The organism is Mycobacterium sp. PTI7 (genome assembly GCF_056679845.1).
The window spans coordinates 2707201-2733990 of the sequence record NZ_CM155252.1; the positions used below are offsets into that span (position 1 = coordinate 2707201).

A 26790-nucleotide genomic window follows, 5' to 3' on the forward strand; every position below is an offset into this window, starting at 1 on the left:
CAGATGTCTGACCTACGCGTGGCCGTCCTGGGCGTCGGCGTCATGGGCGCCGACCACGTCGCCCGGCTGAGTTCCAGGATCTCCGGCGCCCGGGTGACCGTGGTGAACGATTACGTCGCCGAGAAGGCCGAGCAGCTCGCCGCGACCATCCCCGGATGCCGGGCCATCGCCGATCCGCTCGACGCGATCGCCGATCCGGACGTGGACGCCGTCGTGCTCGCCACACCGGGGCCCACCCACGAGAAGCAGCTGCTCGCCTGCCTCGAACACACGAAGCCCGTGATGTGCGAGAAGCCGCTGACCACCGACGTGTCGACCGCGCTCGACGTCGTCCGGCGCGAAGCCGAGCTGTCGACCCGGTTGATCCAGGTGGGCTTCATGCGCCGCTTCGACCACGAGTACGCCGCGTTGAAGGCGCTGCTCGACGGCGACGAACTGGGCCTGCCGCTGGTGCTGCATTGCGCCCATCGCAATCCCGCCGTACCACCGTCGTTCGACAGCGCGATGATCGTGCGGGACTCGCTGGTGCACGAGGTCGACGTCACGCGGTTCCTGTTCGGTGAGGAGATCGCGTCGATCCAGATCATCAAGCCGCAGCCGAATCCCGCTGCGCCGCGCGGGTTGGCAGATCCACAGATCGCGATCATGCGCACCACGTCGGGCAAGCACGTCGACGTGGAGCTGTTCGTCACCACCGGCGTCGCCTACGAGGTGCGCACCGAGGTGGTCGCCGAACGGGGCAGCGCGATGATCGGCATGGACGTCGGACTGGTCCGCAAGGGCGCGGGCGGCACGTGGGGCGGGCAGATCACCCCCGGGTTCCGCGAGCGCTTCGGCCAGGCCTATGACACGGAGTTCCAGCGGTGGGTCGACGCCGTGCACCGCGGGCGGCACACCGGGGACTTCACCGACGGTCCGAGCGCGTGGGACGGCTACGCCGCGGCCGCGGTGTGCGAGGCCGGCGTGGAGTCGTTGACCAGCGGACTGCCCGTCGACGTCCAGATGGTCGACCGCCGCACGATTCCAGGGGCGTGACGTGAAGATCGCGCTCGACCCGACGCCCTTCCACCACGACCATGAGCTGCTCGACCTTCCCGCCCTGGTCGCGGATTTGGGCTACGAGTACCTGCAGCTCACCCCGCACCGGGACTTCATACCGTTCTTCAACCACCCCCGGGCCGACGACGATCTGGTGGCGAAGTTCCGGACGGCGTGCGCGGACGCGGGCGTCGGCATCGCGTCGGTGCTGCCCGTGCTGCGCTGGTCGGGTCCCGACGAGGACGCGCGCGAGGCGGCCGTGCGCAACTGGAAGCGGGTCGTGCAGATCACCGTGGACCTCGGGGTGAACGTGATCAACACCGAGTTCTCCGGTCGGCCAGAGAAGGCGGAGGAGTCCGAGCGGGCGTTCTTCCGGTCGATGGAGGAACTGGTGCCGATCTTCGAGCGCGAGGGCATCGACGTCCGGATCGACCCGCATCCCGACGACTTCGTCGAGGACGGCATGGAGGCGCTGCGGATCATCCGCGGCGTCAACTCGCCGAACATCGGGTTCGTTTTCGTGGCCTGCCACGCTTTTCACATGGGTGGCGCGATGGGCGACATCATGCGCGCGGCCGGCGACAAGCTGCGACTCGTGCACGTCGCCGACACCATGGACCACCACCGCAGCCACGGTCTGCGCTACATCACGAATCCGCCGGGCAACCCGGTGCGCGTGCACCAGCACCTCAAGATCGGTGACGGCGACGTCGACTGGGACGAGTTCTTCGGCGGCCTGGGCGAACTCGGCTTCTACGACCGCGACGACACCGTCATGGTCTCCTCGGTGTTCGCCGAGGACGAGGCCGCCCACGACGTCTCGCGCTACCAGCTCAAGACGATGACCGACTACGTCGCCAAGCACCGCGGCTAGCCAGTCCTCCGGGTCCCCTTCTCCGGCGAGCGTGCGTGTCTGCGGGCGACACGCCGGGTGAGAACCTGACTTTGCGCACGCTCGTCGGTGGGCCGTGGGGCGGGCGTAGCGTGCCCGGGGTGCGCATCCGCGAGTTCACGGCGCGCGACGCCGCCACCGTCGGCGCGTGGCGCTATGCCGGGCCGTACGCCGTCTACGACGTCGACGGTGACGCATTGGTCGACGAACTGGACTGCTACCAGGCGGTCGTGGACGCCGACGACCAGCTCGTCGGCTTCTACTGCACCGGAGCCGCCGCCCGCGTGCCCGGCCTTGCGGCCGTCGATGGCGTCGTCGACCTCGGCATGGGGATGCACCCCGACCTCGTCGGCACCGGAACGGGCCCGGCGTTCGGCGCAGCCGTCATCGAACAGGTTGCAGCCGAGAACGGTTCGTGCGCGGTGCGCGTCGTGGTGCAGGCGTGGAACGAGCGGTCGCACCGGCTCGCCTGACGGCTCGGCTTCTCGGACGTCGGTCTCCACGCGGTCGGTGACGTCGAGTATCGGGTGCTGGTCGGTACCTCACCCTGACTCCGCGAGCGTGCGTGAAGTCGGGCTTCGACTCGGCGTGTCGCCCGCAGACACGCACGCTCGCGGAAGGACTGTCCCCCAGAGGGAGCAGGCCCCTGAAGAACGTGCTCAGAGGATGTAGAGCATCTCCTGGTAGGTGGGGAGCGGCCAGAGGTCGTCGGCGACGAGGTTCTCCAACGTGTCTGCGGCCCAACGGACGTCGTCCATCAGCGCCAGCAGGCTCTGCGCGTGCGCGGCCTCCTCGGCGGGCGATTCTCCGCCGTGCGCGTCCATCCCGACCTTCAACGCCGTCAGTGCCGCCGTCAGGTCCGAGATCGGCGCCGACACCGTCTGCAGCATCGTCAGGTCGGGCTCCATCCCCGCCGCCTTCAGCGTCGCGACGTTCTGCGCCAGCTCCGTCTGGTACCGCATCGCCGCGGGCAGGATGACCGTCGACCCCATCTCGAGGGTCAGCTTGGCCTCGACGCCGACCGTCAGCGCGTACATCTCGTAGCGGACCTCTTCGCGGCTGTGCAGCTCGCGGGCGTTGAACACGCCGTACTTCTCGAAGACCTCGATGGCCTCGGGCTTGCCCAGTTCCGGGATGGCGTCCAACGTCATCTTGAGGTTCGGCAACCCGCGCGCCTCGGCCTCGACAGCCCAGTTATCGGAGTAGCCATCGCCGTTGAAGACCACGGCCCCGTGCTCGGTGATGATCTCGGTCAGCAGCTTCTGCACGGACTCGTCGAAGTCCGCACCCTCGCCGACGGCCTTCTCCAGCCACGTCGCCATGTAGTCGAGCGAATCGGCCATGATCGTGTTCAGGATGATCATTGGCACGTTGATGGTCTGGCCCGAGCCCGGTGCGCGGAACTCGAAGCGGTTGCCGGTGAACGCGAACGGGCTGGTGCGGTTGCGGTCGCCGGGATCGGTCGGCAACACCGGCAGGGTGTCGACGCCGATGATCATGCTGCCCTTGCCCTTCGAGGACGTGGCTGCCCCCTTGGCGATCTGCTCGAACACGTCGGCGAGCTGGTCGCCGAGGAAGATCGAGATGATCGCAGGCGGTGCCTCGTTGGCGCCGAGGCGGTGGTCGTTGGTGGCCGAGGCCACCGACACGCGCAGCAGGCCGGAGAACTTGTGCACGGCGCGGATGACCGCGGCGCAGAACACCAGGAACTGGGCGTTCTCGTGCGGGGTGTCACCGGGCACCAGCAGGCTGCCGAACTGGGCGTTGCCCAGCGAGAAGTTGACGTGCTTGCCCGAACCGTTGACGCCGGCGAACGGCTTCTCGTGGAAGAGGCATTCCATGCCGTGCTTCTTGGCGATGTTCTTGAAGGTCGTCATCAGCAGCTGCTGGTGATCGGCGGCGATGTTGGCCTTCTCGAACATGGGCGCGATCTCGAACTGACCCGGCGCAACCTCGTTGTGCCGCGTCTTGGCCGGGATGCCGAGCTTGAACAGCTCGCGCTCGGTGTCCATCATGAAGCCGAGCACCCGGTCGGGGATGGCGCCGAAGTAGTGGTCGTCGAACTCCTGGCCCTTCGGCGGCTTGGCGCCGAACAGGGTGCGGCCCGAGTTGATCAGGTCGGGACGAGCCAGGAAGAAGTGCCGGTCGATCAGGAAGTACTCCTGCTCGGGTCCGCAGAACGACACGATGTGGTCGAAGTTCTCGTGGCCGAACAGGTGCAGGATGCGCTCTGCCTGTGCGCCCATCGCCTGCTGGCTGCGCAGCAGCGGCGTCTTGTAGTCCAGGGCCTCACCGGTCATCGAGACGAACACCGTCGGGATGCACAGGGTGTTGCCGTTGGGGTTCTCGAGGATGTACGCGGGACTGGTGACGTCCCAGCCGGTGTAACCGCGCGCCTCGAAGGTGCTGCGCAGACCGCCCGACGGGAAGCTCGACGCGTCGGGCTCGCCCTGGATCAGGGTCTTGCCCGCGAACTCGGCCAGCGTCTGCCCGTCGCCGACCGGCTCGAGGAAGCTGTCGTGCTTCTCCGCGGTGAGGCCGGTCATGGGGTAGAAGACGTGCGCGTAGTGGGTGGCGCCCTTGGACAGCGCCCAGTCCTTCATGACCGAGGCGACGGAGTCGGCGATCGCGGGGTCGAGTTTGGCGCCCTTCTCGATCGTCGCGACGACGGACTTGTAGGCCGCCTTCGGCAACCGGAGTCGCATCTCGGCCAGGGTGAACACGTTGGCGCCCCAGATCTCGCCGGGCGCTTCGGCCGGGTCGAAGCTGATCGCCGGAGGCACGTAGGCCTCGACGTTGGTGATCGCCTGCAGCCGGGCTGCGTTTCCGCTCAAAGTAGTTCCTATCCCCTCGTCCGTCCGCAACCGTGGTGCGCGGACGTGACCGGCTCACAGTAGGAAGAACGCATGGCGGTCTTGTTACACCCGCGTCACCTCCGTGATTCGGGGTACACCGATTACATGCGTCGTCTCCCCCTGCTCGTGGCCGCGGTCCTGCTCGTCGGCGGATGTTCCGGTTCGACGGATCCCGAGCAGCCGTCGTCGTCGGCGAGTGCGGCCCAGACGACGCCGACCACCACCGGCCTGCTGCCGCCGGGTGTGCCGACCGAGGGCGCGCGACCCCCCGCGGACAACCTGCCCCCGGCCGCCGAGCCCCGGCAGGGGCCACCGCTGACCGCCCCGGCGTCGGGCATGCTGGTCCCGGTGGGCGATTCGCCGGAGGGCATCGTCGTCGACGAGCAGACGCGCACCGTCGCGGTCGCCAAGCGCAATCCCGACGAACTCGTCCTGATCAACGCCGACACCGGTGTGATCACCGGGAGGACGCCGCTGCCGGGAGCGGTCCGGCACCTTCAGCTCGCCAAGCCCGGCGGTCCCGTCCTGGTTCCGGTGGAGAGCGCCAATGCCCTTGTGCGCGTCGAACTTCCGGGCGGCCGGGCGGAGCCCCAGGTGATCACCGGCACCGTGCCGCACGACGCCTCCGAGGCGCCGAACGGGACGGTCTTCGTCGCCAACGAACTCGGCGGCACCACGACCGTGCTCCGCGGCGACGACATCGTGAAGGTGTTCACCGACAGCGTGCAGCCCGCGGGCATGGCGCCGGTCGGCAACCTGATGGGGATGCTCGACGTCCGCAAGAACGACCTCACGGTGTACGACGCGGACGCGCTCACCATCGTCGGCTCGACACCCGCCGGCGACGGACCCACCCACCTCGTCGCCGACAAGCACGGCAGGTACATCGCGGCCGATACCCGCGGTGACGCCGTGCGCGTGTTCAGCACCGAACCGCGCGCGCTGGCCGAGGTGGCCCAGCCCGGCGGCCCCTACGGCATCACCTACGACCCCACCCGCGACGTGCTGTGGGTGGCGTCGTCCGGCACCAACGAAGTGGTCGGCTACGACATGACCCGGGAGACGCCGCGCGAGGTCAAGCGCGTCGCGACCGTGCAGAACCCGTACACCGTCGCCGTCGACCCCCTGACCGGCCGCCTGTTCGTCGCGGGTGTCACCGCCGGCGTCGTGCAGGTCGTCGATCCCGCGGCATAGATTGGTCTCATGGGTATTCGGCATCGGATGACGGGCCGCGACGTCGCCCAGGACATCGCGGTCACCTACGACGAGCACGCGGTCGAGACCACCGGGCGGGAACACGAGGCGGCCGGCGTCAAGGCGGTCATGGTGTCGCTGCAGCGCGGGCTCACCTCGATGGGACCGCTGCGCACCGCCGCCGCCCTGGTTCGGCTGAATCAGCGCAAGGGGTTCGACTGCCCCGGCTGCGCGTGGCCCGAGGAGCACGGCGGCCGCAAGTTCGCCGAGTTCTGCGAGAACGGCGCCAAGGCCGTCGCCGAGGAGGCCACCAAGCGGGTCGTCACGCCGGACTTCTTCGCCCGACATTCGATCGACGACCTCGCCGAGCGCCCCGAGTACTGGTTGAGCCAGCAGGGCAGGCTGACCCATCCGGTGATCCTGCGGGCCGGTGACGACCACTACCGGCCGATCAGCTGGGACCACGCCTACCACGTGATCGCCGAGCACCTGCGTGCGCTCGACACCCCCGACGAGGCGGTGTTCTACACGTCCGGGCGCACCAGCAACGAGGCGGCGTTCGTCTACCAGCTGCTGGTGCGCAGCTTCGGCACCAACAACCTGCCCGACTGCTCCAACATGTGCCACGAGTCGTCCGGGGCGTCACTGGTGGACTCGATCGGCATCGGCAAGGGCTCGGTCACCGTCGAGGACCTCGAGTACGCCGACGTCATCGTGATCGCCGGTCAGAACCCGGGCACCAACCATCCCCGCATGCTGTCGGTGTTGGAGAAGGCCAAGGCCAACGGCGCGAAGATCATCGCGATCAACCCGCTGCCCGAGGCCGGTCTCATGCGGTTCAAGGACCCGCAGAAGGTAAACGGCGTCGTCGGCAACGGCATCGGCATCGCCGACGAGTTCGTGCAGATCCGCCTCGGTGGCGACATGGCCCTGTTCGCGGGTCTCGGAAGACTCCTGCTGGAGGCCGACGACGAGGCACCCGGCACCGTCGTCGACCGCGAGTTCGTGGCCCAGTACTGCGCCAACTTCGAGGCGTACGAGGCGCAGACCCGCGCGGTCGACCTCGACCTCGTCCTCGAGGCCACCGGCATCGATCGCGCGCAGCTCGAGCGGCTCGCCCGCATGTTGATCACCTCCGAGCGCACGATCGCCTGCTGGGCAATGGGTTTGACCCAGCACCGGCATGCGGTGCCGATGATCTCCGAGCTGACCAACCTGCTCCTGATGCGCGGCATGATCGGCAAGCGTGGCGCCGGGGTGTGCCCGGTGCGCGGACATTCCAACGTCCAGGGCGACCGCACGATGGGCATCTGGGAGCAGATGCCCGAGGCGTTCCTGTCGGCGCTCGACGACCGCTTCGGCATCGACAGTCCGCGCAAGCACGGCATGGACACCGTCGACGCCATCCGCGCGATGCGCGACGGACGCGCATCGGTGTTCATGGGGATGGGCGGCAACTTCGCGATGGCGACGCCGGACACCCGCGTGACCGAGGCGGCGCTGCGCAGCTGCTCGCTCACCGTGCAGGTGTCGACCAAGCTGAACCGCAGCCACGTCGTCCACGGGACCACGGCGATCATCCTGCCCTCGCTCGGGCGCACCGACAAGGACCTGCAGCAGGGCGCCAAACAGCAGGTGTCGGTGGAGGATTCGATGTCGATGGTGCACCTGTCCCGGGGCAGCCTGCAGCCGCCGAGCGACCAGGTGCGCTCCGAGGTCGCGATCGTCTCCGAACTCGCCCGCACCCTGCTCGGCCCCGACCACCCCGTGCCGTGGGAGGAGATGCGCGCCGACTACGACCGCATCCGGGACGCAATAGCCGCGGTCGTGCCCGGCTGCGAGGACTACAACCGGCGGGTCCGGCAACCCGACGGATTCCAGCTGCCCCACCCGCCACGGGATTCGCGCCTGTTCCCCACCACGACCGGCAAGGCCAACTTCGCGGTCAACCCGCTGGAGTGGATTCCCGTGCCCGAGGGCCGGCTGGTGCTGCAGACGCTGCGCAGCCACGACCAGTACAACACCACCATCTACGGGCTCGACGACCGCTACCGCGGCGTGAAGGGTGGCCGCCGGGTGGTCTTCGTCAACCCCGACGACATCGTCGCGCTCGGCTTCGCCGAGGGTGACCGGGTCGACCTCGTCTCCGAGTTCACCGGTGCCACCGGCGAACTCGAGGAGCGGCGCGCCGAGGACTTCCTCATCGTGCCGTACTCGACACCGGTCGGGAACGCCGCCGCCTACTACCCCGAGACCAACTCGCTGGTCGCACTCGACCACGTGGCCGCGCGGTCCAACACACCGGTGTCGAAGGCCGTCACCATCCGGCTGGAAGCCCGCGCGCATGGGTAGGGTCACCGCCCGGCGCAAGGCCAGCCACCTCACCGCCGACTCGTCGACCACCAGGCCCGAGACCCTCGCCGTCGAGGAACCGCTGGAGATCCGGCTCAACGGCAGCGCGCTCACCGTCACCATGCGCACCCCCGGCTCGGACGTCGAACTCGCACAGGGCTTCCTGCTCACCGAGGGCGTCATCGGCGGGCGTGCCGACATCGCCCGCGTCGAATACTGCCGAGGTGCTCGCAAGATCCCCGAGTCGCTGCGCTCCGGCCCGCCGGAAGATGACGGCATGAACACCTACAACGTCCTCGACGTGAAGTTGACCCCCGGTGTCCCGATGCCCGACGTCGACGTCACCCGGAACTTCTACACGACGTCGTCGTGCGGCGTGTGCGGCAAGGGCTCGATCGACGCCGTGCGCACGGTCAGCCGGCACTCCCCCGGCGACGATCCGACCGTCGTGGCCGCCGAGACGCTCTCCGCGATGCCCGACAAGCTCCGCAGTGCGCAGAAGGTGTTCGCCAGCACGGGCGGACTGCACGGCGCGGCGCTGTTCGCCGCCGACGGCACCATGCTCGTCGTCCGCGAGGACATCGGCAGGCACAACGCCGTCGACAAGGTCATCGGCTGGGCGCTGGAGAACCAGCGCGTCCCGTTGACCGGCACCGTGCTGCTCGTCAGCGGGCGCGCATCCTTCGAACTGACGCAGAAGGCGGTGATGGCCGGGATCCCCGTCCTCGCCGCCGTCTCCGCGCCGTCGTCACTCGCGGTGGACCTCGCGACGCAGGCGGGCCTGACGCTCGTCGCCTTCCTGCGCGGACGGTCGATGAACGTTTACAGCCGTCCCGACCGCGTCACGCACTAGGTCGATCTCCCCGCGTTCTCCACCCGATCTCCACACGGCCTCCAAGCTCCGTGACGCCGTCCGAACGACCATCGGTGCATGACCCACGTACTCATCGCCGCCTGCCCACCCGTCGGACACGTCGCACCGCTGCTCACCGTCGCCCGAGGACTCGTCGACCGCGGGGACGACGTCACCTTCCTCACGTCCGCCCGCCACGCCGACAAGGTGCGCGCCACCGGCGCACGTCCGCACCCGCTGCCGTTCGGCGCCGACTTCGACGACACCTCGCTCGACGCCGACCTGCCGGGCCGGGCCGAGACGTCCGGCATCGCGCGGGTCAACTTCGACGTCGCGCACGTCTTCGTACGGCCGCTGCCGCATCAAGCCGCCGCACTCGAAGAACTGTTGTCCACCAACCGATTCGACGCGATCCTCACCGACGCGTTCTTCCTCGGCATCCTGCCGATGCTGCTCACCGGGACGCCCGCATCCCGCCCGCCGATACTCACCTACTCGACCACCCCGCTGTTCCTCAGCAGTCGGGACACCGCACCCGGCGGCACCGGGATACCGCCCCGCAGCGGGATGTCGGGCCGCCTGCGCAACCGGGTGCTCAACGTGGTGGCCCAGAGGGTGCTGCTCCGGCCCGCGCACCGCTGCGCGCAGACCATGCTCGACGCGCTGAACCTGCCACCACTACCGGTCTTCGTACTCGACTCCGCGGTGCTCGCCGACCGACTGATCGTCCCGACGATCCCCGAATTCGAGTATCACCGCAGCGATCTGCCTGACCACGTGCGCTTCGTGGGCGCCGTGACACCCCAGCCCACCGACCGCTTCGTCCCGCCGCCCTGGTGGGGTGAACTCGACTCCGGCCGCCCGGTCGTCCACGTCACCCAGGGCACCGTCGACAACGCCGACCTGAGCCGCCTGATCGAACCGACCATCGAGGCGCTCGGCACCGACGACGTGACGCTCGTCGTCAGCACCGGCGGCCGCGACGTGTCCCGCATCTCGGTGCCGTTGCCCACCAACACGATCGTGACCGAGTTCGTCCCGCACGACCTGCTGCTGCCGCGCGTCGACGTCATGGTCACCAACGGCGGCTACGGCGCGGTGCAACGCGCCCTCGTCGCGGGCGTGCCGCTGATCGTCGCCGGTGACACCGAGGACAAGCCGGAGGTCGCGGCGCGCGTCGCCTGGTCAGGTGCCGGCATCAACCTGGGCACCGGGAAGCCGACCGCGGCACAGGTCGGTGACGCCGTGCGGACCGTGCTCGGCGATGCCCGGTACCGCACCCGTGCCCGCGAACTCGAGGGGGCCTTCGCGCAGCGCAACGGCGTGGCGGAGATCGCGGCGCTGCTCGACGAGGTGATCGGGGAACGCCGCGCGGGTCACCGGACGACGTTCTTCCACGCCGGCGATCCGCACGCCCACCGGGACGTTCTCGTCCACGGATGACTGTGGTCGCGGCGCTCGTGCCCCAACGCACCGAGGGCCGTGATCCGGACTGGATCACGACCCTCGGTGTGTGCGAAGTGCGTCAGGCGCTCTTGTCGCGCCGCTCGCTGCGCGGAGGCTTGCGCGGGACGATCGTCGGCAGGACGTTGTCCAGCACGGTCTCCTTGGTGACGACCACCTTGGCGACGTCGTCGCGGCTGGGGATGTCGTACATCACCGGCAGCAGGACTTCCTCCATGATGGCGCGCAGGCCACGGGCACCCGTACCGCGGTGGATGGCCTGGTCGGCGATGGCGTCGAGCGCCTCTTCGTCGAACTCGAGTTCCACGCCGTCCATCTCGAAGAGCCGTGAGTACTGCTTGACCAGCGCGTTCTTCGGCTGCGACAGGATCGTGACGAGCGATTCCTTGTCGAGGTTCGTCACCGACGCCACGACGGGCAGGCGACCGATGAACTCGGGGATCAGACCGAACTTGATCAGATCCTCGGGCATGACCTCGGCGAAGTGGTCCTGCGTGTCGATCTCGGCCTTCGAGCGCACCTCGGCTCCGAAGCCCAGACCGCGCTTGCCGACTCGGTCGGAGACGATCTTCTCGAGTCCGGCGAACGCACCGGCGACGATGAACAACACGTTGGTCGTGTCGATCTGGATGAACTCCTGGTGCGGGTGCTTGCGTCCACCCTGCGGCGGCACCGACGCCTGCGTGCCCTCGAGGATCTTCAGCAGCGCCTGCTGCACGCCCTCACCGGACACGTCGCGGGTGATCGACGGGTTCTCGCTCTTGCGGGCGATCTTGTCGACCTCGTCGATGTAGATGATGCCGGTCTCGGCCCGCTTGACGTCGTAGTCGGCGGCCTGGATCAGCTTCAGCAGGATGTTCTCGACGTCCTCGCCGACGTAACCGGCCTCGGTCAGCGCGGTGGCGTCCGCGATGGCGAACGGGACATTGAGCATCTTGGCCAGCGTCTGCGCCAGGTAGGTCTTGCCACAGCCGGTGGGCCCGAGCATGAGGATGTTGGACTTGGCCAGTTCGACCGGCTCGGTCCGCGAGTCGCGCGACTTCTCCTGGGCCTGGATGCGCTTGTAGTGGTTGTAGACGGCCACCGCCAGCGTGCGCTTCGCGGTGTCCTGACCGATCACGTAGCCCTCGAGGAAGTCGCGGATCTCGGCCGGCTTGGGAAGCTCGTCGAGCTTCACGTCATCGGCGTCGGCGAGTTCTTCTTCGATGATCTCGTTGCACAGGTCTATGCACTCATCGCAGATGTAGACGCCGGGGCCGGCAATGAGCTTCTTGACCTGCTTCTGACTCTTGCCGCAGAACGAGCACTTGAGCAGATCACCGCCATCTCCGATGCGAGCCATGGTCCTGGTGGCCTACTTTCTGCGATCGACGTCGATAACTGTCGTAGCTCCGGGTGTGAACCCGACGCTACCCGCTCGTTCCCGCACCGTGCGACCGATGAAGCCGAATCGCGCCGGTGGTATTCGTGCGTAGGAGGAGAACATATCCCCTGCCGTCCCGCACTGCCCGAGGACGCGCCACCATGTCGCTGGCGTGTCGCCACCGTGATCCGGTCCGGGTGGACCCGTTCGGGACTACGAGATCCAACGTACAGATCCCCCGGCCGGTCAGCGGTGATGAATCAGGCGTTCTGCGCGGAGAGCTTCCGGTACTCGAGCACGGTGTCGATGATCCCGTACTCCTTGGCCGACTCGGCGGTGAGGATCTTGTCGCGGTCGGTGTCCTTGCGGACCTGCTCGGCGGACTTGCCCGTGTGCCGCGCCAGCGTCGTCTCCATCAGCGTGCGCATGCGCTCGATCTCGGCGGCCTGGATCTCCAGGTCCGAGAACTGGCCCTGGATGACGCCACCCAGCGACGGCTGATGGATCAGGATGCGGGCGTTGGGCAGCGCGAGCCGCTTGCCGGGCGTGCCGGCCGCGAGCAGCACCGCCGCCGCCGAGGCCGCCTGGCCCAGGCAGACGGTCTGGATGTCGGCACGCACGTACTGCATCGTGTCGTAGATCGCCATCAGCGAGGTGAACGAACCACCGGGCGAGTTGATGTACATGGTGATGTCGCGGTCCGGGTCCAGGGACTCGAGCACCAGCAGCTGCGCCATGACGTCGTTCGCCGACGCGTCGTCGACCTGCACGCCGAGGAAGATGATGCGTTCCTCGAACAGCTTGTTGTACGGGTTGGACTCCTTGACGCCGAAGCTCGAGTGCTCGATGAACGACGGCAGGATGTAGCGGGCCTGCGGCTGGAGCCTGGGATCGGTGTGGTCGGTCATGACGTCACTCCGTTGAAGTTTGCGTGGGTGATGATGTGATCGACGAAGCCGTAGTCCAGCGCCTCCTGGGCGGTGAACCAGCGGTCGCGATCCGAATCGGCCTCGATGCGCTCGATGCTCTGACCCGTGAACTCGGCGTTGAGTCGGAACATCTCCTTCTTGATGACCGCGAACTGCTCGGCCTGGATGGCGATGTCCGCCGCGCTACCGGTCACGCCGCCCAGCGGCTGGTGCATCAGGATGCGCGCGTGGGGCAGGGCGTACCGCTTGCCCTTGGTGCCCGCGGCGAGGAGGAACTCGCCCATCGACGCCGCCATGCCCATCGCGTAGGTGGCCACGTCGCACGGCGCCAACACCATGGTGTCGTAGATCGCCATGCCGGCGCTGATCGAGCCGCCGGGCGAGTTGATGTAGAGGTTGATGTCCTTGGTCGGATCCTCCGCCGAGAGCAGCAGGATCTGCGCGCACAGCCGGTTGGCGATGTCGTCGTCGACCTGCGACCCCAAGAAGATGATCCGTTCGGAGAGCAAACGCTCGTAGACGGAGTCGACGAGGTTGAGCCCCGACGTGCTCGAACGCATGTCAGTCACGACTGGTTACCTGCTTTCTCGAGTATTCGTACTCGCCATTCATGTTCACCGACACTAACGAACGCGCGCCACCCGGGAGTCCCCGGAGCGTGCGCTTTCGCTCAGGGCTGCATTTGGCCCCGGGCGACCCGGCGTTACTTCGCGGCGTCGTCGCCGTCGACGTCGGAGTCCACGACCACGCTCTCGACGGCTTCGTCGTCGGAGTCGTCGCCTTCGTCCAGCTCGGACGACTCGTCCGCGGCCGCGTCGTCGACGAGCCCGGCGAGCTGATCGGTGGTCGACGGACCGAAGAACTCGGCGGTGTCCACCTCATTGCCCTCGGTGTCCTTGACCGTGGCGCCGTGCACGACGGCGGCGATGGTCAGGCCCCGGCGGACGTCGGCGAACATCGCGGGCAGCTGGTTGTTCTGCTGCAGCACCTGCAGCAGCTGCTGCGGCTCGATGCCGTACTGGCGCGACATCAGGACGAGGCGCTCGGTCAGGTCACCCTGGCCCACCTGGATGCCCAGGTCGTCGGCGACGGCGTCCATCAGCAGCTGGGTCTTGACGGCCTTCTCGGAATTGCTGCGGTTGTCCGCGTCGAACTCCTCGCGGGTGCTGCCTTCCTTCTCCAGCGCCTCGGCGAACGCAGCCTCGTCGTGATCCATGCCGTGGATCGCGTTGTGCAGCGTGTCGTCGACCTGCGCCTGGACGATGGCCTCGGGCAGCGGCACCTCGACCTGCTCCAGCAGCGTCTCGAGGGCCTTGTCGCGGATCTGCTCGGCCTGCTGGATGCGCTTGACGCGCTCCACCTGCTCGACCAGGCTCGCCTTGAGTTCGTCGATCGTGTCGAATTCGCTTGCCAACTGGGCGAACTCGTCGTCGGGCTCGGGGAGTTCGCGCTCCTTGACGGTGTTGACCTTCACGGTCACCTCGGCCGCTTCACCGGCGTGCTCGCCGGCGACCAGGGTGGTGGTGAAGACCTTGCTCTCGCCGTCCTTGAGGCCCTTGATCGCGTCGTCGAGACCCTCGATGAGGTTGCCCGAGCCGATCTCGTGGGACAGCCCCTCGGTGCGGGCCTCCTCGACGTCCTTACCGTCGACGGTGGCCGACAGGTCGATGGAGACGAAGTCGCCGTCCTGCGCGGGACGGTCGACACCGGTGAGGGTGCCGAAGCGGGCGCGCAGGTTCTGCAGCTCGGTGTCCACCTCGTCGTCGTCGACCGTGATGGCGTCGACCTCGAACGTGAGCGTGGACAGATCGGGCAGCTCGATCTCCGGGCGCACGTCGACCTCGGCGGTGAACACGAGGTCCTCGCCGTACTCCTTGCTGGTGATGTCGATCTCGGGCTGTCCGAGCGGCTGCACCTCGGCCGACGCGACGGCCTCGCTGTAGCGGCCGGGGACGGCCTCGCCGATGACCTGGTCCAGCATCGCCTGCTTGTCGATGCGCTGCTCGAGCAGTCGCACGGGAACCTTGCCGGGACGGAAGCCGGGCAGGCGAATCTGCTTCGCCATCTCCTTGAACGCGCGATCGAAGTCCGGCGCGAGTTCAGTGAAGGGCACCTCCACGTTGATGCGAACCCTGGTCGGGCTCAACTTCTCGACGGTGCTCTTCACTACGGGACTCCTCGAATGTTGGATCGGTGACGATGTTCTGTCGGGGTGACAGGATTTGAACCTGCGGCCTTCCGCTCCCAAAGCGGATGCGCTACCAAGCTGCGCTACACCCCGTCTACGTCTGCGGACGGAATACTACGGCCTGGGCGTGCGGCACCTTCAATTGGATTTGCCTGGGTCGGCGCCGGTACAGTCTGCGGGGCAGTGCACGCGGGCGTAGCTCAATGGTAGAGCCCTAGTCTTCCAAACTAGCTACGCGGGTTCGATTCCCGTCGCCCGCTCCGAGATCGTCGCAGGTAGCAGCGTAGATGCAGGTCGTCGCCCCGTTCGGGGCGGCGAATCCGGTCCGCAGGTAGTCCGCAAACAGTCGCCTCATCGGCGCAGCGGGATCACGTTGTCGTCGCCGCGCTCAGGCACCGCCAGACCACCAAGCGCCGCCATCGCGCCGCTGTGATCCTCACGCAGCAAGTGCGCGTAAACCGTCTCGGTCGCGCTCGGCGTCGAGTGCCCCATGAAGCGGCTTATCTCGACATCGGGATACCGGCGGCGACGCACAGGCTCGCGTAGGTATGCCTCAGCGCGTGCGGGTGCGTTCGGGTCGGCAGCGCGGCGCTCGGGATCAGCCGGTTGGCCCGAGGGACGGCGGGCCGGAACACGGCCTTTACAACGTTGCGTGCCGCAACGGTGCACACCAGTCGAGCTTCAGTCGCTCCCCGCCTCGTCGACGCTGAGCGCCGACGAAGGCGCCCGCTTGGTTAGAAGCTGCCGTTGGGGTCACTGCAGAAGGGGCTTCGCCGACTCTGGGCGTCTCCCGTGCAGGGCGTGTAGCCGTCCGGCCCATAAGCGCCGGGAACGTTTGGCTCCAGCGTGTCGACGCAGCGGGGGTGATAGCCGTAGTCGGATTCATACTCGGGGTTGGGGATCTGGTCGCCGCCGCACGTCGAGTACGTCGCATTCGCGATTGTCGCGCTGCCGATTCCCGCCGCTGCGAGACTCGCGGTGACGATCGCCCCGCCGACCCCGATCAGAACCTTCTGTGCCGCTGCCCTTTGCATGCCTGCCCCCATTCACGTAGTTGCTGCACGCATCATCTAATCCAGGTCAAGGATATGCAAAGCGTTCGCGGGCGAACCCATCCGGCACCCGTCAAGCGCGTCCACCGCTGCGCCCGTGCCGGTGTTGTGCTCGGTCGGCAGCTTCACGCCGCCGCCGTGTGTATCAGTGGTAACTAGGCGTTCGCGGCAGGCCGTGGCTTCAGGCCCAACGCCTGTCCGCACTGCCAGCACTCGAAAGACGCTGCTTCCTTCTCCAACACGTCATTTTGAGCGCCGCAGCGCAGGCAGGTTCCTCGGCGTCGGCCCGGTGCGACCTTGCGCTGTTCGGGTGGCGCGGCTGAGGCTGGTGGCGCTACTGGCGGACCTACGGGCACGCCGTTCTCCTCGCGAGCCGCGAGCAATGCCACGGCAACCCCGAGTGGGCCGAGTAGAAGCAGAGTCGCGAAGAAGAAGCCGACAGCGCTACGGCCACGGTGGTCCGCAATGATCGCTGCGGTGATGGCGATGAAAAGCCACACCACGAACAACATGAATAACGGGAAAAGCGTTAGCCCGAGCAATGCGAAGCCGATGTCTCGCCCCTCATCCGAACCGTTCATTCGACCCTCCCCGTCGCCTTGAACTGTTCGGCCATGCTCCCAGCAACCACCGACAGTGCGGCGCAGCCACGCCGAGGCGTTCCGCCGCGACGCCCAGCCTGCGATCTAACGCTCGGCGGCGGCGTGCACGTCAGCCAGGCGTCGGGCGTGCGATGCATTAGATACCCAGTACAGCGCCGCCTCCATGTCGCCGTGCTGCTGATCCCGGGCACGTCGTCGGTCGCACAGCGTCCACGCGAGGGCGATCTGCGCCGGCGTGCGGCCGAGGGCGAGGCCCGGGCAGGAGGTCACCGCGCCGTCCACCTCCACGCGCGCCAGGGCGTCCGCGAGTGTGCGGCGCAGAGCGGCGACGTGCTCGACGGCGGTCATCTTGGCGGACTAGTGCGGTTACGGACACGGCGGCACCTCCTGTGACCTGTGTACGCCCGCCCGCCGACGCGTGCGATCCAGTCCGCAGCACGTCCGCAAAATGCGGATTCGACGGCGGCGTGGAAGCCGTTGGCAGCGCCGAATTGACCGGGCGTCTCAGGGCTATTCCTGCTGGTCGGCGAATATCCCTCAGCGGCTCGGTGCCCTGACGCTGCGGCTTCGAGCGCGCCCGTGGGCCCGCGAAACAAGCTTCCAAACTAGCTACGCGGGTTCGATTCCCGTCGCCCGCTCCGACAGACCCGTCCTGACAGGGCGGGTCTTCTGCGTTCTCCGGTGCCGCGGGGCGGTCGCCACGGGCCGGGCCTCGGGTCGCCCGGTGTCTCGACAGACACATCACGCCGCGAAGGTGTGTGTCGGGAAACATTGTCCAGATCACACCTTCCCGTGACACTCGATCACATGACTCACACCATCGCTGCGTCTGCCGACTCGTCCGCCACCCAGGACGCCACCACCCGCGACATCGTCGACCCCGCCACCGGCGCGGTCATCGCGACCGTGCCCGAGGAGGGCGCGGACGGCGTCGACGCCGCCGTGGCGCGTGCGCGCGCGGCCTTCGAGAGCGGACCGTGGCCCACCCTGACCAGGAGCGCCCGGGCACGGCTGCTGCTGCGCATCGCCGACGCCATCGAGAACGACTCCGAGCGGCTGTACACCCTGGAGGCCCAGAACAACGGCCGACCCATCACCGAGACGCGGGCCCAGCTGTCCCGCGTCCCGGAGTGGTTCCGCTACAACGCCGGCCTGCTGGCCGCGCAACGCCTGGCGGTGCTGCCCGGCGACGGTCCCTACCTGACCTACCAGCAGCGATTGCCGCTCGGCGTGTGCGGCATCATCACGCCGTTCAACCACCCGCTGCTCATCCTGGCGCGCAGCCTGTCGGCCGCACTCGCCAACGGCAACACCGTCGTGGTCAAGCCGTCGGAGATGACCCCGCTGACGACGCTCGCCCTCGCCGAGATCATCGCCGGCGCCGGCCTGCCCGACGGCGTGGTCAACGTCGTCACCGGTGGCCGCCCCGCCGGCGAGCGGCTCACCCGCCATCCCGACGTCGCCAAGATCACCCTCACCGGCGGCACCGAGGCGGGCCGTGCGGCCGCCCTCGCCACCGCCGCGCGGTTCGCCCGCGTCACGGCCGAACTCGGCGGCAAGACCCCGGTCGTCATGTTCGACGACGTGGACCCGCGCATCGCCGCCGAGGGCGCCGCCTTCGCGGCGTTCGTGGCGGCCGGCCAGTCCTGCGTCGCGGGGTCGCGCTTCCTCGTCCAGCGCGGCATCTACGACCAGTTCGTGGAGGCTTTGGCGACGCGGGCCCGCGACATCCGGATCGGCGACCCGAAGCTGCCCGACACCCAGATGGGCCCGTTGATCAGCGCCCGGCAGCGGGACAAGGTGCTCGACCTGATCCGCACCGGCCCGGCCGAGGGCGCCCGGCTCGCGGCAGGTGGCGGCGTCCCGGACCTGCCGGAGGACCTGCGGGAGGGCTTCTTCCTGCAGCCGACCGTGCTCGCCGACGCCACCATGGAGATGACCGTCGCCCGCGAGGAGATCTTCGGCCCGGTCGCCGTCGTCATCCCGTTCGACACCGAGGCCGACGCCGTCGCGATGGCCAACGACAACCAGTACGGCCTCGGCGCCGGCGTGTGGACCACCGACATCGCCCGCGCCCATCGGGTCGCGTCGAACATCGTCGCCGGCATGGTGTGGATCAACGACCACCACCGCCTCGAACCGTCGCTGCCGTGGGGCGGGGTGAAGGAGTCGGGCACCGGCAAGGACGCGGGCACCGAGTCGTTCGACGACTTCTCCTGGATCAAGTCCATCGTCGTCCGCACCGCCGCCGACCACGTCGACTGGTACGGCGACTCCGACCAGCGCCGCCTCAACTGACCGCAGCGCGGCCAGACCCCCTCTCCTGAACGGACTTTCACATGGTGACGCACGGCAAGCCCTCACCGGGGGCCCGCACCCGCTGGCATGACGAGATCACCCGCACGCAGTGGCTGGTGCTGGCGGGCACCACGCTGGGCTGGGGCCTGGACGGCTTCGCCGGCAGCCTGTACGTGCTCGTCCTCGGACCCACGATGACCGAGCTGCTGCCGCACAGCGGGGTGGCGCCGACGCCGGCGTCGATCGGCTTCTACGGCGGCCTCACCGTGGCGCTGTTCCTGGTCGGCTGGGCCACCGGCGGCATCCTGTTCGGCATCCTCGCCGACTACTTCGGGCGCACGAAGGTCCTGTCGATCGGCATCCTGACCTACGCCGTGTTCAGTGCCCTGGCCGCGTTCGCCGACACCTGGTGGCAACTGGGCGTCCTGCGCTTCATCGCGGGCATGGGCTCCGGCGTCGAGGCTCCGGTGGGTGCGGCACTGATCGCCGAGACGTGGCGCAACCGCTTCCGCGCCCGTGCGGGCGGCGTGATGATGGCCGGCTATGCGGCCGGGTTCTTCGCTGCCGCAGCGGCATACGCCCTCCTGGGCGATCACGGGTGGCGACCCATGCTACTGCTGGCCGGAGTGCCCGCACTCCTGGTGTGGTTCATCCGGCGCTACGTGCCCGAGCCGCCCGAGATCAACGCCCATCTTAAGGCCCGCAAGGATCGAAAGGCCCGCGGCACCAGCACCTCTCACGACCGCTTCGTCCTCTGGCGGCTGCTCTCGCCGCCGCTGCTGCGACCGATGCTGGTGTGCACCGCACTCGCGACCGGCGCGCTGGTCTCCTTCTGGAGCGTGTCCACCTGGTATCCCCAGATCATCCGGCAGTTGACGGCCGCCGAGGGCCTGCCCGCGGCGCTGGCCGACCACCGGGTGGCGACCGCGGCCATGGTGTTCAACGCGGGCGGCATCATCGGCTACGCGTCGTGGGGCTTCCTGGCCGATGCGGTCGGACGGCGCAAGGCGTTCGCGATGAGCTTCGCCGTGTCGGCCGCGGCAATCGTCTGGGCCTTCCCCTTCGGTCGCGACTACGGCGAGTTCCTCTGGGCGATGCCGTTCCTCGGCTTCGGCTTGTTCGGCGCGCTGTCGGGCACGTTCATCTACGCCCCCGAACTGTTCCCGCCGAGCGTTCGGGCCACCGCACTCGCGGTCTGCAACAGCGTCGGCCGCTACCTGACCGCGCTCGGCCCGCTGGCCGCCGGCGTCATCGCGACCTCGTGGTTCGGCGGCAACCTCGGCATGGCGACCGCCTCCGTCGCGGCCTTCGGTCTGATCGCGGTCGTCGGTCTGGCCTTCGCCCGGGAGACCCGCGGCGAGACGATGCCCACGGATCCGGCGGTCGTGACCCCGGCGCCGGCCGCGGAGGGCCCGCACTAGGCAACCGTCCAACGTGCGGTCGTGGCGGGAAATCGACGAAATCTCCGCCACGGCCGCACGTTCGGCGTGACGCACGCCGCACGGCCCGACCTCCGGTCACGAAACCGTCTCGATGCGTGGGGCTCGAGTGGCGGAAGTGACCGCTGGGTACTGCTTCGGTGATCATGAATGCCTACCCGGTGAAGGAGCGGTCGTGACGGTCAGGCGCAGCCTCGTGCTGATGGCGGCGGCGATCGCTGCCGCCACCACCGGCCTCGTCGGCCCCGCGCCCAGTGCGATGGCGGCGTCCGACTGCCCCGACGTGGAACTGGTCTTCGCCCGCGGAACCGACGAACCACCGGGCATCGGCGTCGTCGGCGAGGCCCTCGTCGACGCGCTGAAGCCAATGGTGAAGGGCAAGGAGATCCGCACCTACGGCGTCAAGTACCCCGCGTCGTACGACTTCCTCGGCGTCGCCACCGGCGCCACCGACGCGAGCACGCGCGCGCAGAAGGTCGCCAAGGAGTGCCCGAAGACGAAGATCGTCCTCGGCGGCTATTCGCAGGGCGCGGCGGTGATGGACGTCGTCGCCACCTCCCCCATCGCGGGCCTCGGCTTCCGCAACCCACTGCCCGCCGCCATGGACGACCGGATCAACGCCGTCGCGGTGTTCGGGAACCCGTCCGCGCGCATCGGCCAGCCGCTCACGACGCTGAGCCCACGCTTCGGCGCGAAGACCGCCGACCTCTGCAACCGGGCCGACCCGATCTGCTCCCTGGGCCGCGACTTCTCGTCGCACACCCGATACGAGGAGTCGGGCCTGGTGAAGCTCGCCGCCGAGTGGGTGGCCAAGCTCGTCAAGGACCCGCCCCGCCAGTCGTAGTCATCAATCGTTGACATGCCGCCGGGGGCGGCCTAGCGTCTCAAGTCATCGCACGTTGACTTGGCGCTGAGGAGCCCACGGTGAACCGTCCCGCCCGTTCGTCCCGTACGTCGCGCTGCTTCGCCGTCGCCCTCACCGCGGCGACGCTCGCCGCGATCCCGGCCCCGGACGTCCGAGCGAGTGACGCCCCGCAGGCGGCCCGGACCGCGACACCCGTACGGCTGACGGCTGGTGACGCGGCGCTCGCCCCGACCGTTCCCGAGCTGCACGACGCCACCGCGGTGCGGGAGCACCTCGCCGCCGTCGTTCTGGCCGCTTCCCAACCCGTGGTGTCCAACCTCACCCCGGAACAGCAGCAGGTCGTGGACGACTTCGTCGGCGGCGGCATCGCGGGCGTGCTCGAGAGGCAGGCGACCTCGCGCCTCACCAGTCCTGAGCAGGTCCAGATCATCTACGACTTCTTCGAGGGCGGCGTCTGGCAGACCGAGGGGCATCGCTTCCTGCAGCTGTTCACCGATCCCGTGCAGAACCGGTTCATCTTCGACGTGCTCACCGGCGGCGTCGTCCAGGTCGCACGGACGTGGCTGCTCACCTCGGCGACCACCGACGCCCAGCGGCAGGCGATCGTCGACCTGTTCCCCGACGAGGTGACCGACTACCGCGGCGGACCCATCACGGTCCTCCAGCGGCGACTGATCGCCGCCGCCAAGGGCAACGCCGCCGTCATCGGCCTGATCAACGCGATCATCGACAATCCCGTCACACTGGCCGTGCGTCGACTCATCGGCGGGGGCCCGATCATCGGGACGCCGCTGTCCGACCTGCCGCCCATCCCCGACGCGCCGCGGCCTCCCGTGGCGGCCGCCGCGATCACCCCCGCGGTCGTCGAGACCAAGGACATCGGGACGGCGGACATCGCGTCCCGGAGCGAGCCGACGCCGACGCGCGTCGAACCCGGCACCGCGCGCCGCGGCACCGCGGTCCCCACGCCGGACGAGCCGACGGTCGACGAGGCCATTGCGGACGAGCCGGCCGACGACGTCATGAAGACGGGCAACAAGGTCACCCCGAATGCCGTTGGCGCGGAACCGACGTCGCCGACCGGGGCGTCGACCACCACGCCGGCGGAGACCGGGAACACGACCCCCACCGGCGCGCCGGTCGCCGACGACTCGACGAGCGGTCCGGACGCGAGCGACGACGCCGGCGAGGACTGACCCCGTCCGGCGTTCCGGGTCCGTGCCCGGCAGCGGGTCGCTAGCGTGTGCAGCCGTGCCCCCAGTCGATCGCCGGACGCTGATGAGCGCCGTCGCACTGGGTGTCCTCGCGACGATGTCGGCGCCCGCCGCGATGGCCGAGCCGCTGCGGCCGCGACCGTCCCACCGCGCGCCCGCCGACGGTCTGCTGACCCGGATCCCCGCCGACGGCCGACGCTTCGCCCTCACCGTCGACGACGGCACCAGCAGCGCGGTGGTCGCGGCGTTCGCCCGCTTCTGCAGCGACACCGGCATCCGGATGACCTTCTTCGTCAACGGCGCCAACGCGTCGTGGACGGACAACGCGCCCGCGCTGCGACCCATGGTCGAGTCCGGCCAGATCCAGCTCGGCAACCACACCTGGTCGCACCCGTACATCACGAGGCTGACCGATGGAGAGGTCGCCGACCAGATCCAGCGCAACGCCGACTTCCTCCTCGACACCTACGGTGTCGACGGACGGCCGTTCTTCCGACCGCCGTTCGGCAGGCACACCCTGCGCAACGACCGGGTCGCCACCGATCTCGGCTACCGCACGATCACGATGTGGTCGGAGGCCGTCGGCGACCACCGTCCCATCGACGCGGCCACCCTGATCGAGGGCGCGTCGCGGGCGTTCCAGCCGGGCCGGATAGCGCTCGCCCATGCGAACCTGCCCACGATCACCCACTGCTATCCGGCGCTGCTCGACCTCATCCGCTCGCGCGGACTCGAGACCGTGACGCTGGCCGACGTGTTCTCCTGAGAGCGCACACAGCAGGGGCGTCGACTGCCCTGTCCTGCGCGTTTCGCGTCGGTAGGGTGGATGCATGGATCTGTTCCTGCTGCTGCTCATCGTCGTGGTCGTCGTCGGTATCGGCGTCGCCGTCGTCGGCTCGAAGAAGGCGACCGGCGCGCGGGAGGCCACCACACTCGCCGACGCCAAGGCCGACGCCCGCCGGCTGATCGACCGGCTCGGCGGTCAGGTGCTCAACCTCTCCGGCACCGACGACGCGTCGAAGCAGGCGCTCGCCGACGCGTCGGAGCGCTTCACCGCGGCGGGCTCGCAGATCGACCAGGCCACCACGGCCAAGCAGGCGCTCCTCGCCAAGGAGAGCGCGATGGAGGGGCTGTACTACGTGCGGGCGGCCCGCGTCGCGATGAGCATGGATCCCGGTCCGGAACTCGAGACGCTGTCCGGCCAGAAGTCCGCCGGCACCGTCACCGAGGACCGTCGGGTCGAGTTCGAGGGCCGTCAGATCGAGGCGTCGCCCGGCCCGTCCGAGCGCACGCCGAACTACTACCCCGGCGGCCGCGTGGCCGGCCGGCCGGTGCCCGCCGGCTGGTACTCCGAGCCGTGGTGGAAGCCGGCGCTGGTGGCGGGCGCCTGGGGCGTCGGCTCGGTGCTGCTGTTCAGCACGCTGTTCTCCGGTATGGGCGGCGTCGGCTATGACGCGCAGGCCTTCGAGGGCGGCTACGGCGAAGGCTTCCAGGACGGCGTCGACCAGGGCCAGCTCGACGGCGGTCAGGACGGCGGCGGCTGGGACGGCGGCGGCGACACCGGTGGTGGCGACGGCGGCTGGGGCGGCGATGGCGGCGGCGGCGGCTGGGGCGGCGGCGACTTCGGCGGCGGGGACTTCGGCTTCTAGCCGGTCGGCCTAGAAGCGGGCGTCCAGACGCGCCGAGACGCCGGCCTCCTGGAGGTCGAGGCGCTCCAGCATCGCGCGGGCGGCCTCGTCCTCGATCCGGCCCTCGTCACGCTCGACGATCAACGCCTCGCGCTGCGCACGCAGGACGTCGCGGTACAGCCGGGAGAACACCTCCGCCCGCTTGGTGGGCGCCTCCGGGTCGGGCATCTCGTCGGCGTCCTGCGACTGCCGGGCGATCGCGGTACGGATGTCGGCGAGTACGCGGGGGTCCATCCCCCGAGGCGGATTGGCGCGGAACTCGGTGAGCACCTCGTCGGCGGCGTCGTGCACCACGCGTTCGGCCTTCACCTCCTCCTCGCGGTCGGCGGCATGGTCGTCGGAGAAGCGCGACAGGCGCAGCCGCCGGATCAGGGCCGGCAGCGTCCACCCCTGGATCAGCAGCGTGCCGACGCTGACGACGAACGCGATCGCCTGGATGGTGGCCCGCTCGGGAAACGGCTCGCCGGTGACGGTCGTGGCCGGGATCGCCGCGGCCGCAGCCAGTGTCACCACGCCACGCATGCCGGTCCACGACACGACGACGTTCTCCTGCCAGGACAGCGACCGCCGGTCGACGCGGGCACGCCACCGGCCGGGGACGCGTTCACGCCGCCGGGTGGAGACCGACCGCCGGCCGTCGCCCTGCGGCGCGGGGACGCTGAGCCGCTGCTCGACGTGCCGAAAGAGCTTGTTGCGCCCGAAGATCGCGAACACCGACAGCGGCCGGATCACCAGCACGATCACCAACACGATCGCCGACGCGACGGCCACCTCGCCGAGCGACTCGTGCGACTCGCGCAGGTCCTCGAGGACGAAGCGCAGGTGCAGCCCGATGTAGGCGAAGACGAATGCCTCCAGCAGCACGTCGACGGAGTTCCAGACGTAGCGCTCCTGCAGCCGGGTCTGATAGCCGGCGCCCAGCGCGCCGTTGCCCACCACGAAGCCCGCGACCACGACGGCCAGCACCCCCGACGCGTGCAGTTCCTCGGCGGCGATGAACGCGCCGAACGGCACCACCAGACCCTGCACCGTCTCGAGTCCCGGGTTGGCGAGGCGCCGCCGGATCCACAGCGTGACGTAGCCGAGCACGGCGCCGACGATCGGTCCGACGATGGCGCTGTAGCCGAACAGCAGGAACGGGTTGGCGATGAACGTGTGCCCGCCGGCGACGTGCGCAACGGCGATCGAGAACAGGGTGAGTGCGGCGGCGTCGTTGATCAGGCTCTCGCCGGTGAGAATCGCCATGACCCGCTTCGGCAGACCGAGCTTGCGGCCCACCGCGACGGCCGTCACGGCGTCCGGCGGCGCGACGATCGCGCCCAGCACCAGCGCCGTCGCGAACGACAGCGGCACCACCACGAGCCACGACGACACCGCCGCCACCACGAACGCGCTGATCACGACGAGTCCGACGCCGAGACCGAGGATCGGGCGGATGTTGCGCAGGAACGTCGGGAACGAGAAGTTGAGCGCCGCCGAGTAGAGCAGCGGCGGGAGCACGACGGTCAGCAGGATGTGCGAGTCGAGTTCGGGCGCCTCGAAGCCCGGCAGGAACGACACCGCGATGCCGATCACCACGATGATCAGCGCAGGTTCCAGACCGCGCCGGTGGGCGATGGCAGTGACGGCTATGGCGCCGACGACGACGAGGATGAGTTCCACGGGAGGATTGTCCCGTCAAACCGGCCATACCGCTCGTGGGCGGTCAGGTCTGGCAGGTCGGGCACCAGAAGAGGTTGCGGCCCTCCATGACCTCGGTGCGGATGGTGTCGCCGCAGATGCGACAGGCGTCGCCCGCGCGGCGGTAGACGTAGGAGCGCTGCCGGCCGGGCCGGCTCGGCGCGGGACCCTTGTCGTCGGCCTTGCGGATCGTGATGATCTTGCCGCGGCTCACGCCGACCTTCATCAGCGCGACCAGGTCGGTCCACGCCTCGTCGAACTCGGCCTCGTCGACGTGGGTGCCCGGCCGGTGCGGGTCGATGAGGTGGCGGTACAGCAGCTCGTTGCGGTACACGTTCCCGATCCCCGCGATCACCGACTGGTCCATCAGCAGCGAGCCGATCGGCCTGCGCGACTTCGTGATCCGTGCCCACGCCTTGCCCACGTCCGGGCTCCGGCGCAGCGGATCGGGGCCCAGCCTCGCGATGATCTCGTCGACCTCGGCACGGTGCAGCACCTCGCACGCGGTCGGCCCGCGGAGATCGGTGCCGTACTCGGTGCCCTCCATCCGCATCCGCACCTGTCCGACGGGCGCGGGCATGGGGATGCGGCGTTCGGTGAACTTGCCGTACAGGCCGAGGTGGACGTGGACGATCAGCCCGCCCTCGTAGTCGTGGAAGAGGTGCTTGCCCCACGCGCTCGCCCGGCGCATCACGCGGCCGCTCACCGACGCGGCGCCCTCGGAGAACCGGTCCTGCGGGCTCGTCACCTCGACCGGGGCGCCGGCGTACCGCTTCTGGTGCAGCCGCGCCAGTCGGTGCAGCGTATGGCCCTCGGGCACGGGG

At 69.2% G+C, this 26790-nt stretch carries 23 protein-coding genes and 2 tRNA genes; 14 read left to right on the forward strand and 11 right to left on the reverse strand.

Translation table 11 applies throughout. The annotated features are described in order from the left end of the window. Nucleotides 1-3: 3 nt before the first annotated feature. From AC1MEY_RS12980 to AC1MEY_RS12990, 3 genes are read left to right on the forward strand one after another with little or no spacing between them, the layout of a single operon-like run. Nucleotides 4-1035 (forward strand): Gfo/Idh/MocA family protein, encoded by a 1032-nt coding sequence (locus AC1MEY_RS12980; protein ID WP_480231014.1) that lies wholly within the window; start codon nt 4-6, stop codon nt 1033-1035. A 1-nt stretch (nt 1036) separates the two neighbouring features. Then, nucleotides 1037-1912, forward strand: coding sequence for a sugar phosphate isomerase/epimerase family protein (locus AC1MEY_RS12985; RefSeq protein WP_480231015.1), 876 nt, complete (start codon nt 1037-1039; stop codon nt 1910-1912). Between the two features lie 35 nt (nt 1913-1947). Continuing rightward, nucleotides 1948-2403 carry an N-acetyltransferase family protein gene (locus AC1MEY_RS12990; RefSeq protein WP_480231016.1) on the forward strand — a complete coding sequence of 152 codons (456 nt, stop codon included), beginning with the start codon at nt 1948-1950 and terminating at the stop codon, nt 2401-2403. A 186-nt stretch (nt 2404-2589) separates the two neighbouring features. Here AC1MEY_RS12990 and AC1MEY_RS12995 read toward each other — a convergent pair whose 3' ends face one another. After that, nucleotides 2590-4764, reverse strand: coding sequence for a glutamine synthetase III family protein (locus AC1MEY_RS12995; protein ID WP_480231017.1), 2175 nt, complete (start codon nt 4762-4764; stop codon nt 2590-2592). A 126-nt stretch (nt 4765-4890) separates the two neighbouring features. On the opposite strand from AC1MEY_RS12995, the gene AC1MEY_RS13000 reads away from it, so the two are divergent. From AC1MEY_RS13000 to AC1MEY_RS13015, 4 genes are all read left to right on the forward strand, one after another. Then, nucleotides 4891-5979 carry a YncE family protein gene (locus AC1MEY_RS13000; RefSeq protein WP_480231018.1) on the forward strand — a complete coding sequence of 363 codons (1089 nt, stop codon included), beginning with the start codon at nt 4891-4893 and terminating at the stop codon, nt 5977-5979. A 9-nt stretch (nt 5980-5988) separates the two neighbouring features. Continuing rightward, the gene (locus AC1MEY_RS13005; RefSeq protein ID WP_480231019.1) at nt 5989-8331 is read left to right on the forward strand and encodes an FdhF/YdeP family oxidoreductase; all 2343 of its coding nucleotides are present in this window, start codon (nt 5989-5991) and stop codon (nt 8329-8331) included. Further along, nucleotides 8324-9184: a formate dehydrogenase accessory sulfurtransferase FdhD gene (fdhD, locus tag AC1MEY_RS13010; protein WP_480231020.1), complete on the forward strand. Its 861-nt coding sequence runs from the start codon at nt 8324-8326 to the stop codon at nt 9182-9184. The genes AC1MEY_RS13005 and fdhD overlap by 8 nt, the downstream gene beginning before the upstream one ends. A gap of 78 nt (nt 9185-9262) precedes the next feature. Continuing rightward, the gene (locus tag AC1MEY_RS13015; protein WP_480231021.1) at nt 9263-10627 is read left to right on the forward strand and encodes a glycosyltransferase; all 1365 of its coding nucleotides are present in this window, start codon (nt 9263-9265) and stop codon (nt 10625-10627) included. A gap of 82 nt (nt 10628-10709) precedes the next feature. Here AC1MEY_RS13015 and clpX read toward each other — a convergent pair whose 3' ends face one another. From clpX to AC1MEY_RS13040, 5 genes are all read right to left on the reverse strand, one after another. Further along, on the reverse strand, nt 10710-11990 hold the full coding sequence (clpX, locus tag AC1MEY_RS13020) for an ATP-dependent Clp protease ATP-binding subunit ClpX (RefSeq protein WP_480231022.1): 1281 nt from the start codon (nt 11988-11990) through the stop codon (nt 10710-10712). 281 nt (nt 11991-12271) lie between these two features. After that, nucleotides 12272-12919: an ATP-dependent Clp protease proteolytic subunit gene (locus AC1MEY_RS13025; protein ID WP_163800415.1), complete on the reverse strand. Its 648-nt coding sequence runs from the start codon at nt 12917-12919 to the stop codon at nt 12272-12274. Beyond that, nucleotides 12916-13500: an ATP-dependent Clp protease proteolytic subunit gene (locus AC1MEY_RS13030; RefSeq protein WP_480231456.1), complete on the reverse strand. Its 585-nt coding sequence runs from the start codon at nt 13498-13500 to the stop codon at nt 12916-12918. The genes AC1MEY_RS13025 and AC1MEY_RS13030 overlap by 4 nt, the downstream gene beginning before the upstream one ends. A 143-nt stretch (nt 13501-13643) precedes the next feature. Next, nucleotides 13644-15107 carry a trigger factor gene (tig, locus tag AC1MEY_RS13035; RefSeq protein ID WP_480231023.1) on the reverse strand — a complete coding sequence of 488 codons (1464 nt, stop codon included), beginning with the start codon at nt 15105-15107 and terminating at the stop codon, nt 13644-13646. Between the two features lie 40 nt (nt 15108-15147). Beyond that, a tRNA-Pro gene (locus tag AC1MEY_RS13040) sits at nt 15148-15221 on the reverse strand. A gap of 96 nt (nt 15222-15317) precedes the next feature. Here AC1MEY_RS13040 and AC1MEY_RS13045 point away from each other — a divergent pair. Continuing rightward, nucleotides 15318-15388 (forward strand) — tRNA-Gly (locus AC1MEY_RS13045). Between the two features lie 91 nt (nt 15389-15479). On the opposite strand, the gene AC1MEY_RS13050 is transcribed toward AC1MEY_RS13045, so the two are convergent. The 3 genes from AC1MEY_RS13050 to AC1MEY_RS13060 all read right to left on the reverse strand — a co-directional run bounded on the left by AC1MEY_RS13050 (nt 15480) and on the right by AC1MEY_RS13060 (nt 17130). Continuing rightward, nucleotides 15480-15620, reverse strand: coding sequence for an integrase (locus AC1MEY_RS13050; RefSeq protein WP_480231024.1), 141 nt, complete (start codon nt 15618-15620; stop codon nt 15480-15482). Nucleotides 15621-16335: 715 nt separating this feature from the next. Beyond that, a complete protein-coding gene (locus AC1MEY_RS13055; RefSeq protein ID WP_480231025.1) occupies nt 16336-16761 on the reverse strand; it encodes a hypothetical protein in 426 nt (141 codons plus the stop codon). 105 nt (nt 16762-16866) lie between these two features. Further along, nucleotides 16867-17130 (reverse strand): hypothetical protein, encoded by a 264-nt coding sequence (locus tag AC1MEY_RS13060; protein WP_480231026.1) that lies wholly within the window; start codon nt 17128-17130, stop codon nt 16867-16869. Between the two features lie 459 nt (nt 17131-17589). On the opposite strand from AC1MEY_RS13060, the gene AC1MEY_RS13065 reads away from it, so the two are divergent. From AC1MEY_RS13065 to AC1MEY_RS13090, 6 genes are all read left to right on the forward strand, one after another. Beyond that, nucleotides 17590-19080 carry an aldehyde dehydrogenase family protein gene (locus AC1MEY_RS13065; RefSeq protein WP_480231027.1) on the forward strand — a complete coding sequence of 497 codons (1491 nt, stop codon included), beginning with the start codon at nt 17590-17592 and terminating at the stop codon, nt 19078-19080. Between the two features lie 41 nt (nt 19081-19121). Then, a complete protein-coding gene (locus tag AC1MEY_RS13070) occupies nt 19122-20501 on the forward strand; it encodes an MFS transporter (protein ID WP_480231028.1) in 1380 nt (459 codons plus the stop codon). A 220-nt stretch (nt 20502-20721) separates the two neighbouring features. Then, on the forward strand, nt 20722-21363 hold the full coding sequence (locus AC1MEY_RS13075) for a cutinase family protein (protein WP_480231457.1): 642 nt from the start codon (nt 20722-20724) through the stop codon (nt 21361-21363). Nucleotides 21364-21443: 80 nt separating this feature from the next. Further along, a complete protein-coding gene (locus AC1MEY_RS13080) occupies nt 21444-22580 on the forward strand; it encodes a hypothetical protein (protein WP_480231029.1) in 1137 nt (378 codons plus the stop codon). 55 nt (nt 22581-22635) lie between these two features. Further along, nucleotides 22636-23364, forward strand: a complete 729-nt coding sequence (locus AC1MEY_RS13085; protein WP_480231030.1) for a polysaccharide deacetylase family protein — start codon at nt 22636-22638, stop codon at nt 23362-23364. 64 nt (nt 23365-23428) lie between these two features. Continuing rightward, nucleotides 23429-24247, forward strand: coding sequence for a DUF1542 domain-containing protein (locus AC1MEY_RS13090; RefSeq protein ID WP_480231031.1), 819 nt, complete (start codon nt 23429-23431; stop codon nt 24245-24247). Between the two features lie 9 nt (nt 24248-24256). On the opposite strand, the gene AC1MEY_RS13095 is transcribed toward AC1MEY_RS13090, so the two are convergent. Both AC1MEY_RS13095 and AC1MEY_RS13100 read right to left on the reverse strand, forming a co-directional pair. Next, nucleotides 24257-25948, reverse strand: coding sequence for a cation:proton antiporter (locus AC1MEY_RS13095; protein WP_480231032.1), 1692 nt, complete (start codon nt 25946-25948; stop codon nt 24257-24259). 43 nt (nt 25949-25991) lie between these two features. Next, nucleotides 25992-26786 carry an Fpg/Nei family DNA glycosylase gene (locus AC1MEY_RS13100; protein WP_480231033.1) on the reverse strand — a complete coding sequence of 265 codons (795 nt, stop codon included), beginning with the start codon at nt 26784-26786 and terminating at the stop codon, nt 25992-25994. Between the last annotated feature and the right edge of the window lie 4 nt (nt 26787-26790).